The 15,388-nt window shown below is 54.5% G+C and carries 14 protein-coding genes; 11 read left to right on the top strand and 3 right to left on the bottom strand.

What is annotated here, in order from left to right; all coding sequences use genetic code 11:
- The 5 genes from truB to LVD14_RS00720 all read left to right on the top strand — a co-directional run bounded on the left by truB (position 1) and on the right by LVD14_RS00720 (position 6,876).
- On the top strand, positions 1–924 hold the full coding sequence (truB, locus tag LVD14_RS00740) for a tRNA pseudouridine(55) synthase TruB (RefSeq protein ID WP_237132116.1): 924 nt from the start codon (positions 1–3) through the stop codon (positions 922–924).
- Between the two features lie 75 nt (positions 925–999).
- Positions 1,000–1,269: a 30S ribosomal protein S15 gene (gene rpsO / locus LVD14_RS00735; protein ID WP_237132115.1), complete on the top strand. Its 270-nt coding sequence runs from the start codon at positions 1,000–1,002 to the stop codon at positions 1,267–1,269.
- Between the two features lie 105 nt (positions 1,270–1,374).
- On the top strand, positions 1,375–3,489 hold the full coding sequence (gene pnp, locus LVD14_RS00730; protein ID WP_237132114.1) for a polyribonucleotide nucleotidyltransferase: 2,115 nt from the start codon (positions 1,375–1,377) through the stop codon (positions 3,487–3,489).
- A 77-nt stretch (positions 3,490–3,566) separates the two neighbouring features.
- On the top strand, positions 3,567–4,148 hold the full coding sequence (locus LVD14_RS00725; RefSeq protein ID WP_237132113.1) for a tRNA-uridine aminocarboxypropyltransferase: 582 nt from the start codon (positions 3,567–3,569) through the stop codon (positions 4,146–4,148).
- Positions 4,149–4,257: 109 nt separating this feature from the next.
- Complete coding sequence (locus LVD14_RS00720; RefSeq protein ID WP_237132112.1) at positions 4,258–6,876, top strand: EAL domain-containing protein; 2,619 nt, start codon at positions 4,258–4,260, stop codon at positions 6,874–6,876.
- Here the strand turns inward: LVD14_RS00720 and LVD14_RS00715 are convergent.
- Positions 6,852–7,574 carry a YebC/PmpR family DNA-binding transcriptional regulator gene (locus LVD14_RS00715; RefSeq protein WP_237132111.1) on the bottom strand — a complete coding sequence of 241 codons (723 nt, stop codon included), beginning with the start codon at positions 7,572–7,574 and terminating at the stop codon, positions 6,852–6,854. The genes LVD14_RS00720 and LVD14_RS00715 overlap by 25 nt on opposite strands.
- Positions 7,575–7,671: 97 nt before the next feature.
- Between LVD14_RS00715 and LVD14_RS00710 the strand changes: the two genes are divergently transcribed.
- From LVD14_RS00710 to phnE (LVD14_RS00690), 5 genes are all read left to right on the top strand, one after another.
- Positions 7,672–8,196, top strand: a complete 525-nt coding sequence (locus tag LVD14_RS00710) for a gluconokinase (RefSeq protein WP_237132110.1) — start codon at positions 7,672–7,674, stop codon at positions 8,194–8,196.
- Between the two features lie 154 nt (positions 8,197–8,350).
- Positions 8,351–9,334: a phosphate/phosphite/phosphonate ABC transporter substrate-binding protein gene (phnD, locus tag LVD14_RS00705; RefSeq protein ID WP_237132109.1), complete on the top strand. Its 984-nt coding sequence runs from the start codon at positions 8,351–8,353 to the stop codon at positions 9,332–9,334.
- A gap of 15 nt (positions 9,335–9,349) precedes the next feature.
- A complete protein-coding gene (gene phnC, locus LVD14_RS00700) occupies positions 9,350–10,177 on the top strand; it encodes a phosphonate ABC transporter ATP-binding protein (RefSeq protein ID WP_237132108.1) in 828 nt (275 codons plus the stop codon).
- The gene (phnE, locus tag LVD14_RS00695) at positions 10,174–11,013 is read left to right on the top strand and encodes a phosphonate ABC transporter, permease protein PhnE (RefSeq protein WP_237132107.1); all 840 of its coding nucleotides are present in this window, start codon (positions 10,174–10,176) and stop codon (positions 11,011–11,013) included. Before phnC ends, phnE (LVD14_RS00695) begins: the two co-directional genes overlap by 4 nt.
- Positions 11,013–11,825, top strand: coding sequence for a phosphonate ABC transporter, permease protein PhnE (phnE, locus tag LVD14_RS00690; RefSeq protein WP_237132106.1), 813 nt, complete (start codon positions 11,013–11,015; stop codon positions 11,823–11,825). The genes phnE (LVD14_RS00695) and phnE (LVD14_RS00690) overlap by 1 nt, the downstream gene beginning before the upstream one ends.
- An 8-nt stretch (positions 11,826–11,833) precedes the next feature.
- On the opposite strand, the gene LVD14_RS00685 is transcribed toward phnE (LVD14_RS00690), so the two are convergent.
- Positions 11,834–12,979, bottom strand: a complete 1,146-nt coding sequence (locus LVD14_RS00685) for a sensor histidine kinase (protein WP_237132105.1) — start codon at positions 12,977–12,979, stop codon at positions 11,834–11,836.
- A 27-nt stretch (positions 12,980–13,006) separates the two neighbouring features.
- The gene (locus tag LVD14_RS00680) at positions 13,007–14,239 is read right to left on the bottom strand and encodes an amidohydrolase family protein (RefSeq protein WP_237132104.1); all 1,233 of its coding nucleotides are present in this window, start codon (positions 14,237–14,239) and stop codon (positions 13,007–13,009) included.
- 300 nt (positions 14,240–14,539) lie between these two features.
- Between LVD14_RS00680 and LVD14_RS00675 the strand changes: the two genes are divergently transcribed.
- Complete coding sequence (locus tag LVD14_RS00675; RefSeq protein WP_237132103.1) at positions 14,540–15,376, top strand: mechanosensitive ion channel family protein; 837 nt, start codon at positions 14,540–14,542, stop codon at positions 15,374–15,376.
- Positions 15,377–15,388 lie beyond the last annotated feature (12 nt).

Raw genomic sequence — 15,388 nt, 5'->3', positions numbered from 1 at the left:
TTGGCAGCTGGCAGAAAGCAGAAAGGCCGCCCGATAAGCGGTATTCTGCTGGTAGACAAGCCTCAGGGTATTAGCTCCAATGCCTGTCTGCAGCAAGCCAAAAGGTTGTTGCAGGCCGCCAAGGCAGGACATACCGGGGCGCTTGATCCTCTGGCTACCGGCGTGTTGCCACTGTGTTTTGGAGAGGCAACCAAAGTGTCGCAGTTTCTGCTGGAAGCGGACAAGCGATATCTGACACGGGTAAAGTTTGGAGAAAGGACTGACACTGCAGACGCTGAAGGCGAAGTAATCAGTCGCCGACCGGTCTCGGTCAGTGAGTCAGATGTTGTCACGGCGCTGACACAGTTTGTCGGTCAAATTGAGCAGTTGCCACCGATGTACTCTGCCCTGAAGCACAAAGGTCAGCCCTTGTACAAACTCGCCCGGGCGGGGCAACAGGTGGAGCGGACACCACGCCTGGTGACGGTTCACGAGCTTCGGCTGAAGTCGTTCGACGGTGACAGTGCTGAACTGGAAATACGTTGCAGCAAAGGAACCTATGTGCGTACCATTGCTGACGACTTGGGAGAAAGCCTGGGTTGCGGCGGGCACGTGACGGAGCTGCGAAGACTGCAGGCCGGCGTTTTTGGAATTGACGAGTGCGTGACGCTCGACGCCCTGAAAGAGCTGCATGAAGCCCGGGGGCTGGAGGCTGTTGATGCGTTATTGCGTCCAGCCGACAAGGCCATTGAGCACTTGCCGGCAGTCCACATGCCAGCAGCGACTGCAGTCTACATGAAGCAGGGACAGGCCGTGATGGTCAGACATCTTCCAGACACTGGTCTGGTGCGGCTGTACGATGAAGAAGAATTCTTCGGTATGGGAGAAGTGCTCGATGATGGTCGAGTGGCTCCACGCCGATTAATGAAGGAAGACACCAGGTAACTGTAATTATGCACGGTTATGCTGGCTGACAGGATGTCATTAAACATTAATGCATATTGAACTGGAGATTTTAAAATGGCTTTAACGACTGAACAGAAACAGGCAATTGTTAACGAATACGGACGCGGCGACAACGACACGGGTTCTCCCGAAGTACAGGTTGCGTTGCTGACTGAGAACATCAATCTGCTGCAGGATCACTTCCGTGAACACAAGCACGACCACCACTCGCGTCGTGGTCTGATCCGCATGGTAAACAGCCGCCGCAAGCTGCTGGATTACCTGAAGCGCAAGGATGTTGACCGTTATGCCGATCTGATCAAACGTCTGGGCCTGCGTCGCTAAGACGCATCGCAATTTCAAGACGATGAGACAGTGAGAAGAGACTCTTGGTAAAACGGATGTTGCTGCAATGCTGCCCGGGTCTCAAATAAAAAACAGGAACAGAGTATGTTTAATATTGTAAGTAAGACCTTCCAGTTTGGTGACCAGACGGTCACTCTGGAGACCGGTAAAGTTGCACGACAGGCTACTGGCGCTGTGATTGTCACCATGGGTGGCTCTCAGGTGCTCGCCACAGTCGTGGGCAAAAAGACGGCTGCCCCTGGCGCCGACTTTTTCCCGCTGACTGTCAACTATCAGGAAAAAACCTACGCTGCCGGTAAAATCCCCGGCGGCTTTTTCAAGCGCGAAGGGCGTCCCACCGAGAAAGAGACGCTGGTTTCGCGATTGATTGACCGGCCTATCCGCCCCTTGTTTCCATCGGGTTTCAAAAATGAAGTACAGGTCATCTGTACTGTCATCTCTGCAACCAAGGACGAAGATCCTGATGTAGCAGCCATGATTGGCGCATCAGCAGCTCTGGCTATCTCGGGTATCCCTTTCCACGGCCCCATCGGCGCAGCACGCGTCGGTTTCGACCCGGAGAATGGATATATCCTGAACCCGGATGCCAAACAGCTGGAAACCTCATTGCTGGACATGGTTGTGGCAGGCACTGAATCCGCCGTGTTGATGGTTGAATCAGAAGCCAAGCAACTGACCGAAGACCAGATGCTGGGCGCGGTATTGTATGGTCATGAAGCCATGCAGGGCGCTATTCAGGCAATCAACGAGCTTAAGGCAGAAGCCGGCAAGCCGGTCTGGGAATGGCAGCCAGAGCCAGAGAACGAAACACTGGTCAAGGCAATTGCCGATGCGTTCACTGCTGGTATCACCGACGCTTACCAGATTTCTGACAAGATGCAGCGTTACGATGCATTGGGTCAGTTGCTGGAGCAGGCCAAACAGCAGTTCGTCAGCGAAGAATCAGGTGTCACATCTGACGACGTGAAAGGCGTGTTCGCAAAACTTGAGAAAAAAGTAGTTCGCAATCGCGTGCTTGACGGTCAGCCACGTATCGATGGTCGTGATAGCAAAACGGTTCGTCCAATTGCGATCGAGACAGGCGTTCTGCCCAAAGCTCACGGTTCAGCCCTGTTCACGCGTGGCGAGACTCAGGCACTGGTAGTTACCACTCTGGGTGCTGTTCGTGATTCACAGATGATCGAAGGTCTGGAAGGCTCCAAAAAAGAAGCCTTCATGTTCCACTACAACTTCCCACCCTTCTGCGTGGGTGAAACTGGCTTCATGTCAGGTCCCAAGCGTCGCGAAATCGGCCACGGCAAGCTGGCCAAGCGCGGTGTGCAGGCAGTAATGCCGAGCGAAGAGGAATTCCCGTACGCTATCCGTGTGGTATCGGAAATCACCGAATCCAATGGCTCCAGCTCCATGGCCTCAGTATGCGGTAGCTCACTGGCCATGATGGATGCGGGTGTGCCACTGACTGCCCCGGTCGCTGGTATCGCAATGGGTCTGATCAAGGACGGCGAGCGCTTCTCGGTGATCACCGACATTCTTGGTGATGAAGACCACCTCGGCGATATGGACTTCAAAGTGGCGGGTACTGACAAGGGTGTGACCGCCCTGCAGATGGACATCAAGATCCAGGGTATCAATGAAGAGATCATGGAGATCGCTCTGAATCAGGCACTGGAAGCGCGTCTGCACATTCTCGGCGAGATGAACAAAGTACTGGCTACTGCCCGTCCGAACGTTTCCGAGAATGCGCCATCCATGGCAACGATGAAAGTCGATTCCGACAAGATTCGTGATGTGATTGGTAAAGGTGGTGCCACCATTCGCTCTATCACAGAGGAAAGTGGCGCGTCTGTGGATATCGACGATGACGGCAATATTCGCATTTATGGCGAAGATGCTGATTCTCGTGACAAGGCCATTGAGCTGATTCAGCGCATTACAGCAGAAGCCGAAGTAGGCAAGTTGTACATGGGCAAGGTTGCCCGTATCGTTGATTTCGGTGCCTTTGTAACCATTCTGCCGGGCAAAGACGGTCTGGTTCACATCTCGCAGATCTCTTCTGATCGTGTTGAAGATATCAGTGAGTATCTGAGTGAAGGACAGGATGTGCTGGTCAAAGTCATGGACCTTGATGCACGCGGCCGTATCAAGCTGAGCATCAAAGAAGTGACCGACGAAGAAAAAGAAGCCTTTGCTGCAAGCTGATTGCGGCTGATGAAGCCAGCGTCGTGCATTAATTGACGACGCTGGTACATCATCACTCCCACCTATATGGACTCGCCATGGCTCGACAACGCTGCAGCCGGTGTCAGAGACCGATCCCTACCTGCCTTTGCGCAGACATTGTAGCCACAACCAATACCTGGCCGCTGGTCATTCTGCAGGATTTACGCGAAGCGACACACCCGCTGGGTACAGCCCGGCTCGCGTCACTCAGCTATTCGGATTGTCTCCTTCACACGCTTGTCGTGCAACCGAACGCTTTGCCATCGTTACCAGGGGATTGTGTACTGATCTACCCGGGCGATGAATCCCGGCCTGTTGAAGAACTTCGCGGGCAAAGTCCCAGGCCATTGGTATTTCTTGACGCCAGCTGGCGGCGCAGTCGCAAAATGCTGTACACGTGGCCTGTGCTGCAGTCTCTGCCAAGGTTCAGTCTCAATGCCGTGCCAGCCAGTCGATACCGCATCCGCCGCGCAAGCGAACCCGACGCCTTATCGACACTGGAGGCGATAGTGTATACCCTGCAGGAACTGGAAGGTCACAGAGTTGCCCATGACAGGGTGCTGCAGGCCATGGATCGCATGATCGACAGACAGATTGAATACATGGGGTCTGATGTCTATCAGCGAAATTACCGGTAGAATTCCCACACCCAGGCCCCGACGCAATAATCACGTGTAGATAAAGTTGTATGGGCAACGGCGCGGTAGACTGATCGTCATTTTCAGGGAGCAGGCTGGTCCAATAGCGATGTGCGACAAGACGTCACTTTTACGTGCTGGATTTCTGATCACATTGGCGGTGCTGGCCAACCTGATGTCAGTAGCTTATGCACAACCGGTAACCAGTGTGCTGCGTGTGGGTGTTTACGAAAACCCTCCAAAACTGTTCCTGGATGAACAGGGCAGCATCTCAGGTATACACGGAGACCTGCTGCGTGAGATTGCCAGAGCCGAGCGTTGGCAGCTCAGACCTGTACCCTGTCAATGGAGTGAGTGTCTGACGCTGCTGGAGCGTGGCGAAATCGACATCATGCCGGACGTCGCCATTGATTCTGACAGGCAGCAGCGGTTTGATTTTCATCAGCAGCCAGCGTTGCTGAGCTGGTCTCAGGTTTACGAATCGCGTGGTCAGGGCATTCTGGGAATTCTGGATCTGGACGGAAAACGTATTGCTTTGCTGCAAGACTCCATTCAGCAAGCCTATCTTGAGTCACTGGCAGAAAATTTTTTCCTGAACGTCGACTGGATGCTCTACGATAATCAGACACAGGCATTCACCGCTGTCGCCGAGGGGGCTGCCGATGCCGTGGTGTCCAGTTACCACTCTGGAGATATGGAAGCCAGTCGCCTCGGACTGACGCCCACACCCATCCTGTTTCAACCCAGCCAGTTATATTTTGCCGTACCCGCTGGCAGACATGGGGTTATCCTTACGGCGATTGATAACTACCTGACTCGATGGCGAGCTGACCCCAGCTCGGTTTATTATCGGATTCTGGAGCAGTGGAACTATCAGAATGACCGCGGATTCCCGGGCTGGATCGTCTGGGGCTCAATAGCAATGGGGCTCGCATTGCTCGTGGCAATCGCCTTCAGCCTGGCGTTGAGCTACCGGGTCAAAGTAAGGACCAGAAGCCTGCAGGACAGTGAGCAGCGACTGAACATTATCCTCAATAGTGTCGATGCATATATATACATCAAGGACTACAAGCTTCGTTATCAATACGTAAACCGTAAGGTCTGCGAACTGTTCGGGCGGCCGGAAAGTGAAATTCTCGGCAAAACTGACGAGTCATTTTTTGACAGTCGTACCTATGAGCAGATACGACAGAATGATATGCGTGTCATACGCCAGGGCGAGCGAGTTGCCCATGAGGAGCACAGTGTTTCCCGCGATGGCAAGGACGAATACACACTCCTGTCAGTCAAGATTCCATTGCGCAATCCGGACAATACCATCTCTTCTCTTTGTGGTATTTCGACTGATATTACCGAACACCGAAAAATGAACAGCCAGCTTCAGCAGCTTGCTTCGTTTGACTCGCTGACCGGGCTACCCAATCGTCGTTTAATACTGGAGCGGCTGGAGCACGCCCTGGGGGGGCACGAGATAACTGGGTATCAGGGCGCGTTAGTGCTGATCGATCTGGACAACTTCAAGACTATCAATGACTCACTGGGCCACAATCATGGGGATGCGCTTCTGAAGCAGGTGGCACATCGAGTAGAGCGTAGTCTGTTGCCTACTGATACAGCGGGAAGACTCGGTGCAGACGAGTTTGTCATCATAGTGGAAGACCTGGCACTTGAGATTGATGATGCAGTCAATCGTGTCAATGACCTCGCCGAGACTCTGCGCGTGCAGTTGAGTGATCCCTTTGACCTGCATGGGCATGAAGTCACCACATCAGTAAGTGTTGGTGTGGCGATGTTTTCTGACGCCGAATCTGTCGATGAGCTGCTAAAGGCGGTGGACCTGGCGTTGGGCGCGGCGAAGAACGCCGGGCGCAATACCGTGAAGTTTTTTAACCCCGCCATGCAGATTGAGGTCACCAGACGTACCAGCATCGAAAAAGCCCTGCGGCGTGCACTTGATGGCACTGGTCTGGACCTGCACCTGCAGCCCCAGGTTGATGGCGACGGCAAAGTTATTGGTATGGAGGGCCTGCTGCGCTGGGAGGATGCCATTCTTGGGCGCGTCTCGCCCGGAGACTTTATTCCAGTCGCAGAGTCGGCAGGGCTGATCGTTCCTCTTGGCGAATGGGTGATCGCCGAAGCCTGTCGTATCCTCAGGCGCTGGCAGCAGCACAGCGCGACTCGGTCAATGACGCTTGCCATCAACATCAGCTCGCGACAATTTCGCAGCCCCAAATTTGTACGCCAGATTGCCGACTGTATTCAACAGTCAGGTGTGGATGGAAGGCTTCTGGAACTGGAAGTTACCGAGAGTCTGTTGATTGAAGACGTGCAGTCGACAATTGAGCGCATGCAGGAGTTGCGGGCCATGGGTATCAAGTTTGCGCTGGATGACTTTGGTACCGGCTATGCTTCTTTGAGTTATCTGAAGCGGCTGCCACTGTCGCAACTGAAGATTGATCAGTCTTTTGTGCGGGATCTGCTGGATGATGTTAACGATGAGGCCATCGTGAAAACCATTATAGCGCTGGGTGCCAGTCTGGACTTGCGGGTAATCGCCGAGGGTGTGGAGACGGCAGCGCAGGCCGAGCGTCTGACGGCGCTCGGCTGCTACTTTAAACAGGGGTACTATTTCGGAGCACCACAACCAGAGGAAGACTGGCAGCCGGTGTTTGACCAGGCTGCGCCAGAGCTGCCGCGTTTGCCTCAGTCGGGCAATACCGCGTTGTGATAAACATTCTGGACGTCATCCAGATCGTTCAGCATATCCATAAAGCGCTCGAAGAGTGCAACATCGTCACCGCTCAATTCGGTCTGCGTCTGTGCCAGAAACTGAATTTCATCGGCTTCAAACTCGACATCAGGGAAAGCGTCGCGTAATGCCTGGCGTGCCTTTGCATACTCTGTGTGAGGTGCAAAGACCGTGATACGGCCGTCTTCGTTTTCAATATCAGTGACGTCGACGTCGGCGCCCAGCAGTGCCTCCAGCACACTCTCTTCATCATCACCCATGATGGCCAGAATGGCACAGTGATCGAACATGTGGCTGACGCTGCCTTGCGCGCCAATTTTCGATTTGGTCTTGGTAAAACACTGACGGACATCACCGAAGGTTCGATTGGGATTGTCGGTCAGGCACTCAACGATGACCATGCAGTTTCCAGGACCGAACCCTTCATAGCGTGCCGGCGAAAAATCTTCCCCGCCGCTGCCCCGGGCCTTCTCCAGCGCCTTATCAATCACATGGCTGGGGACCTGGTCTTTCTTGGCACGATCCAGCAGGCTGCGCAGAGTCAGATTGCCATCGGGGTCTGTGCCGCCAGACTTCGCGCAAACGTAAATTTCACGCGCATATTTGCTGTAAACTTTGGTTTTCGCCGCCGCCGTTTTGGCCATCGACTCTTTACGGTTCTGGTATGCTCTGCCCATCTTTGGTTCCTGCAACAGATCGATTTGCAAAAGCCGAATAATACACGCAGGTGTACGCTAAAATCCATTCCGGGGAAAGTTTCAGGATAGTCTCAGTATGCAGCAAGTGATAAATGGTATGAACCTGCCAACAGTATGGTTTTTGTTCGGCTTGTCCGGAAGCGGCAAGTCATTTGCCGGTGATGTTTTATCCCGGCACTACGGCTGGCCTGTGTACCATGCTGACGATGACATCACTTCCGCCATGCGTGAGGCTCTGAATACGGCTCAACCTTTTACCGACGCAATGCGTGATGAGTTTTTTGCGGTACTGCTGGAAACCATCCGTCAGCGGGTGTCCGCGGCGCCTGACAAGCCCCTGATTGTGACCCAGGGGGCCTACAAACAGCGTCATCGGGACTGGTTACAGGCAAGATTGCCACAGATACGGTTTATCTGGGTGAAATCGGACCCACAATTAATAGTTGATCGGCTACGCAGTCGTCGCGATGGGATCAGCGTTGCCAGCGCATCTGCACTCACCAATGATTTCGAGGCCCCAGACCCGACGGCAGAGGTGCTGGTCAATGATGGCAATGCAGATGATATTCTGATTCAGTTTCAGGTCCTGTTGCGTGGTTGACGGCAATTCAGCACCTGCTATGATCCACAATCACTCTCTTGCTGGCAGCAGCCGCTACAGCAGGTGAAATACCGACAATAATAAATAATCTGCGATACCCAGCTGCGTCTATTTCAACCATGCAGCTGTTCCATGCAGTCATAGGGCAGTCATCATGTTATTCAAGGCCACCGACTCAGCGCTGACGCTTCACCGCAGCCTGGTGCGCGTGACAGCGGGCACGCTCGCGGCGTTATTGCCGCTGCTAGCCTCGGCTCAGCTGTCGCCGCGCTATGAGGACAGCGACGCCGATCTGGTCGCTGACCGACCGGCGGACCCGGAGGCATGGCGCGACCCACGAATTCTGGTATTTGCCTACACTCCCGTAGAAGACCCGGCACTGTACTCTCAGGTATGGGACGAATTTATCACCCACATGGAAACCCTGACTGGAAAAGAGATCCGCTTTTTTCCGGTGCAGTCCAATGCCGCCCAATTGGAGGCGATGCGCGCAGGCCGCCTGCATGTTGCCGGCTTTAATACCGGGTCGACACCGGTTGCCGTCAATTGCACAGGATTTGTGCCGTTTGCCATGATGGCTGCCCAGGACGGCAGCTTCGGATACGAAATGGAGATCATCACCTATCCCGACAGTGGTATTAACAACGCTGCTGATCTGCAGGGACGCCAGCTCACATTTACATCACCAACATCCAACTCAGGATTCAAAGCACCGTCGACACTGCTGGACCGGGAATTTGGGCTGCAGGCCGATCGCGACTACACGAGCACCTACTCTGGCAGTCACGATAATTCGATCCTGGGCGTTGTTAACGGCGATTATGAGGCGGCAGCCATTGCCAATGAGGTTCTGCGCCGAATGGAGGGCAGGGATGTTGTCAGTGCTGAGCAGTATCGCAGCATATATCGTTCGCTGACATTTCCCACCACAGCTTATGGTATGGCACACAACCTGGCGCCGGAACTCGCCGAAAACATTCGCCGTGCCTTTTTCAGTTTTGACTGGGAAGGCTCGGCACTGCAGCAGGAATTTGCCGATGCGGGGATGGCCCAGTTTATTCCGATCAGCTATAAACAGCACTGGCAGGTGATTCGGGATATCGATGAAGCCAATGATACGATTTACAATTGTGACTGAGGGAGATCACGCAGCATGCTGACACTATCAGGCGTGAGCAAACGCTACCAGACAAGTGAGCTCGCCCTCAGCGATATCGATCTGACCATACCTGCGGGCCAGGTCATCGCATTGATCGGACCGTCAGGCGCAGGCAAAAGCACACTTATTCGATGTGTGAACCGTCTGATTGAACCCACTGATGGAAAGGTGCAGCTGGACAGCGAGGACATTACCCGGGTCAGGGGTGCGAGGCTGCGGCAGGCACGCCGCCAGATCGGCATGATATTCCAGAATTACGCTCTGGTTGAGCGTCTGTCCGTGATGGAGAATGTATTATCTGGGCGCCTGGCCTATGTAGGGTTCTGGCGCAGCTACTTTCGTCGCTTCCCTAAATCCGATATTCAGCAGGCCTTTCATCTGCTGCGAAGGGTCGGTCTGGAAACCATGTTCGACAAACGGGGAGATGCGCTGTCGGGTGGACAAAAGCAGCGCGTCGGCATCGCCCGCGCCCTGATGCAGAATCCCAAGCTATTGCTGGTTGATGAGCCCACGGCCAGTCTTGATCCAAAAACTTCCAGGCAGATCATGCGACTGATCTGCGATCTGTGCCGGGAGCAGCAACTGGCGGCCATCATCAACATCCACGACGTTGTGCTGGCCCAGCAGTTCGTCGACCGGGTTGTCGGATTGCGCGCTGGCAGGATCGTGTTCGACGGCTCGCCGCAGGACCTGAGCCCCGCCATTCTGACGAGTATCTATGGAGAAGAGGATTGGGAGGTTCCCGCGGACAATGAGGACGATGACGAGCGCTCCCCGCCAGAGGACAGAGTGCGTACACTGACGGTGGATGCACACCCATGAGCCTGAACGGTACTTCAGCGGCGGATGTCCAGCGTCTACAACAGCTGCAGCAAGGTGTCTGGTCACCCCTGCCTCTGATTAGACGTCGCTGGCTGCGTGTGTCGCTCAATCTGGGTGTCCTGGCCTATGTCATAGCGGCCTGGCTCAGTGTTGATGTTAACTGGGATCGGGTGGCCCAGGGCATGGATCGTGGCGTCGAGTTTGTAGCCTCGTTCATGAGTCCGGACTTTGTCAGCCGCAGCGGCGAGATATTTGTTGGCCTGCAGGAAAGTCTGACGATGACTTTTACGGCTACCATCATCGGCGTCCTGCTTGCGGTCCCAGTAGGCCTGGGCGCAGCGCGCAATATTGCGCCAGCACCCGTGTACTACATCTGTCGCACCATCATTGCCCTGTCGCGAACGTTTCAGGAAATCATCATCGCCATTCTGTTTGTTGCCATGTTTGGTTTCGGTCCTTTAGCCGGTGTCATTACCTTGGCATTTGCGACAATAGGGTTTATGGCCAAGTTGCTCGCGGAGGATATAGAAGACGCCCAGCGAGAGCCGCTGGAGGCGATCCGGGCGACGGGTGGCACCTGGCTGCAATGGGTCAACTATGCGGTGCAGCCCCAGGTCATGCCCAGACTGATAGGTTTATCGCTGTATCGTCTGGATATCAACTTCAGGGAGTCGGCCGTTATCGGCATCGTTGGTGCCGGTGGTATCGGCGCGACGCTTAACACTTCGATCAATCGCTACGACTATGACACCTCGGCCGCCATACTGTTGCTGATCATTGCCATCGTCCTGCTGAGCGAGTATTTCTCTGGTTATGTGAGAAGGTGGACTCAATAATGCCTATCCGCGAAAAAGACGGCCTCAAGGAATGGCAGCGGCGTGAACCGGCAAAGCAATACGCGATCTGGGCAGGCTGGATGCTCGGTGGCATGCTGTTTGTGTGGTGTTGGGCGTTAATTTCCGAGAATACCATCTGGGAGTTTCTGTACGATGCCGACGAGCAGGCTGCCAGCCTGATTGGCCGCATGATCCCGCCCGACTGGAGTATTACCGGCTCTTTAATGATGCCCTTGTGGGATACGATCAATATCGCAACGGTTGGTACCGCGCTGGGTATCCTGATTGCCTTCCCGCTGGCGTTTCTGGCCGCGCGTAACACGACACCTCACGCGTCTCTGCGCGCGGTCGCACTGGCCATCATTGTCAGTTCACGATCCATTAATGCTCTGATCTGGGCAATGCTGCTGGTGACAATTGTCGGGCCTGGCATCTTTGCCGGAATGCTGGCCATCGCGTTGCGCTCGATTGGTTTTGTGGGCAAGCTGCTGTACGAAGCTATTGAAGAGATTCACCCGACCCCTGTTGAAGCCATCACGGCGACTGGTGCCAGTGGCCCGCAGGTGCTTGCTTACTCCGTCTGGCCACAGATCCTGCCGGCCTTTGCCGGCATCAGTGTCTATCGTTGGGATATTAATATTCGTGAAGCGACAACTCTTGGACTGGTCGGGGCTGGCGGCATAGGGCTGCAAATGAATGCCGCCATCAACAACCTGGCCTGGGCGCAGGTCGCTACCGTATTCGTGCTGATATTTGCGACGGTGGTGCTGTCTGAGTGGGTGTCTGCAAAAGTGCGTCACGCCGTACTCTGATGGCTGAATCAACTGGCTTCGGCCAGTTCTGATTCAAGAGGCAGATATATATCGATAACAAAGCCGCTGTCTGCATACCAGCGAACATCACCGCCGGCTTCCTCAACACGCTCTTTGATTCCCTTAAGCCCGTTGCCAGGTGTCACAGAATCGCGGCATCGGCCATCATCACGGATCTGTAGATGATAATGGCTGTCTGTGCTATTGAAACTGATATCACATCTGCTGGCGCCGCTATGCCGGAGGATGTTGGTGAGCGCTTCCCGTGTGCACCGCAGCAGGGTCTCCGCCTGGTGCATCTCGCCAAGTGTTGAATTGAAGTTCAGGTGAATGTCGATATTCGGAACACCAATGACGAGTTTTTTCACCGCATCTCGGAAATTGATTGGTTCGTCCTCGCGCAGCTCACTGACCGCTGTTCGCAGGTCGCTGAGCAGCAGTTTGCCAAGTGCCAGAGCCTGTTCGACTTTCTGTCGGCCAGTGCCATCGGTGACATGTGTTGCAACCTCCAGTTGCAGAATCTGTGCGGTCAGGTGATGTCCCAGCAGGTCGTGCAGATCGCGTGCTATGCGCAGGCGTTCGGTCTGCCGCGAGTGCTCGGTCAGCAATTCGCGTGTGGCCAGCAGCTCACGGTTGAGCGCGGCCGTTTCCTCGCGTAATTCCTGTTCGCGTTTGGCGCGATAGGTTGCTATGACGGCAAACAGATGAAACAGGCTAAGCGTGATGGAGCCGGTCAAGGCCAGCATCAGGCTACTGTCGTTCCAGTGGAAGATCTGCGTGAATGAAAAGATGCTGACCGCCGCCAGTAGTATCCAGCTGGTTGTGCGGATCGGGAACAGTTCAGTGATCTGAACCACCCAGATAATGCCCAGTATCGCCACAAAACTGATGCTGACCAGGAAATAGAGACTGACAATAATTGCCGCTTCCAGCCAGATGACCACCATCATCCGGTGGCGCTGTTGCTGAGCCCAGTCTGACGTCGACAAAAAGAAACAAACGATATTGACCAGGAATAAACCGGCGATCAGGCTCAACTCGGCGGACCATGGGCCGCCCTGCGACAAAAGATAAACCGAAAGCATGGACACGATAACCAGCACGGCTGCGCCGATCAGGCTCTGCGTCCGATCACTGTTCCAGAAGTCTTCCATCAGTAATTATCTCTACTATGAACCATGCTAAAAACCGGGCCGGGGCAGCGCTTTGCCGGCTATCCAGACCTGGTCGATGCTGCGGGTATTGCGAATATCTTCGAGCGGGTCAGCTGACAGAACCACCAGATCGGCCCACTTGCCCGCCTCGAGTGTGCCGAGTTCGTCGCTGATACCCATGCAGTGTGCGGCATCTCCGGTGGCAGAGGTGATGATCTGCATCGGCGTCAGGCCTGCATCCTGCATCATCCACATTTCCAGGTGCTCAAAATATCCCTGAAAACGTGCGGCGGGACCACTGTCGGTGCCCATGGCTATTGTCACGCCGGCGTCGGCAAGTATCTTGAGATTGCTCATTGCGATTGGCAGTGCTGCCTTGTATTGCTGTGCCATGGCACTGTCGCGAAGTCGCTGCTGGCGCGCAGGTTCCCGCAGCGTGTCCAGAATTTCGCTATCAACACCAGCGAGGAAAAAGGGGTCGCTGAAGAAATCGGGTTCCGACTCATAGATATAGGTGGACACTTCCCGCGTCAACGTCGGGCTGTAGCAGATATCTGCCGCTATGAGTTGATCGGCAAATGCCTGGTCGACATGTCTGTCTCTTACACTGTGGGCGACAAAGTCGCCACCCGCCTCAATTACCTGTCGCGTGTCATCCAGGTAATAAATGTGTACTGCCAGTGGAAGGCCGTGATGGTCGGCGCGATCGCTGAAAGCCTGATAGACCTCCGGTGCCATCTTGGCGGTGCGACCCAGGTTGTCATCCACTCGAATCTTGATGAAATCGGGATTCGACCTGGCAACTTCGTCGACCAGAGCTGCCGCCTCGTCGGGCGAATCGGCTGACAGGACGGGGCCCGCAACGTATATCCGTGCCCGGTCGAGAGCGGGAGTTTGCTGGGTGTCGCGAAGCTCAAAAGCCTCACGCTCATCGCCGCCCAGGCTGATGACCGTGGTTACTCCATAGCTGGCGTACAGATTCAGCTGACGCAACAGGTTTTCTGTGTTGTAGTGGCCGGACTCGAGGCCGAGCACGTCACTGACATGACCGTGTGCATTGATCAGGCCGGGGATAATGGTTTTGCCAGCCATGGACACCACATTGGCGTGGTCAGGGATGTCGATATCGTTTGAGTTGCCAATAGCAATAATCCGGCCTGCGTTGATAATTATGACGCCGTCGTCAACCGGGGCTGTGCCGGTGCCATTGATGATACGGGCATCCACCAGAGCCACAGTGTCTGTCTGCGCGGTCGTCATGGAAGAGGCCATCAGCAGAAGCACAGCCTGACATATGGTTCGGCCTGTTCTAATTGTCGAGTGCAATCTCGCGTGCAACATCATACTCTCCTGGCAATACGTCTGCGTCCGACAGACAACACAGCTATTTTCAGTAAATTGACCTGGCACAGCGTGCGAAAAGTCATTATGCGGTCAGACCGGCGGCGAGACAAGCATGGCAAAAAGTTGTTTGACAGCCGCAGTTGATGTGTAGGTTAATGTTGCGAAACAGGCCATGTCGTCCGTGTCCATCAAGCCTTCCGGGAGTCAATAACAACTATGGAATCACTAGAGAATCTTAACTTTTCAACCGAGGTATTCATCAGCTACGCGTTGACCTACGGTCCACGAATTGTTGGTGCGCTGGCCACTCTGGTGCTTGGACTGTGGGTCGTCAGCATCCTGGTTGGCCTGGTCAAACGCTTATTGAAGCGCAGCAAAGTTGATCCATCACTGGCTTCCTTCCTGGCCAGCCTGATGTCGATATTGATGAAGGTACTGGTATATATCACGGCACTGGGTGTGCTGGGTGTTCAGATGACATCCTTTATAGCCATCCTTGGTGCGGCTGGTCTGGCCATCGGCCTCGCCCTGTCAGGCACGCTGCAGAACTTCGCTGGCGGCGTCATGATCCTGTTTTTCAAGTACTTCAAGGTCGGTGACTTTATTGAAGCTCAAGGGCATATGGGAACCGTCAAGGAGATCCAGATCTTTGTCACCGAGCTGACCACTCCAGACAACAAAACGATATTTGTTCCCAATGGGCCTTTGTCCACGGGCTCTCTGATCAATTATTCAGCACAGCCTACGCGACGGGTCGACTGGACCTTTGGTATCGCATACGGCGACGACGTCGACACGGCATACGGTGTTCTGGGGCGTTTGATTGAAGCCGATGATCGCATCCTCAAAGACCCGGCCCCTTTTATGGCCGTGTCGGCGCTTGCAGACAGCTCTGTCAATATTGTCGTACGGGTGTGGGTGAACGCGGCCGATTTCTGGGGTGTCCATTTCCGTATGAATGAGCTGGTCTACAAAGAATTTGATAAAGCAGGTTTGAGTATTCCGTTCCCGCAGCGGGATATCTATGTCCACCAGGTACCGCCCTCGGAATAATTCCGGTGGCTT

The organism is Pseudohongiella sp. O18 (assembly GCF_021729085.1).
Taxonomy (GTDB): domain Bacteria; phylum Pseudomonadota; class Gammaproteobacteria; order Pseudomonadales; family Pseudohongiellaceae; genus Pseudohongiella.
Note: the sequence above shows the minus strand (reverse complement) of the source record. Positions and strands in the feature narration are given on the sequence as shown.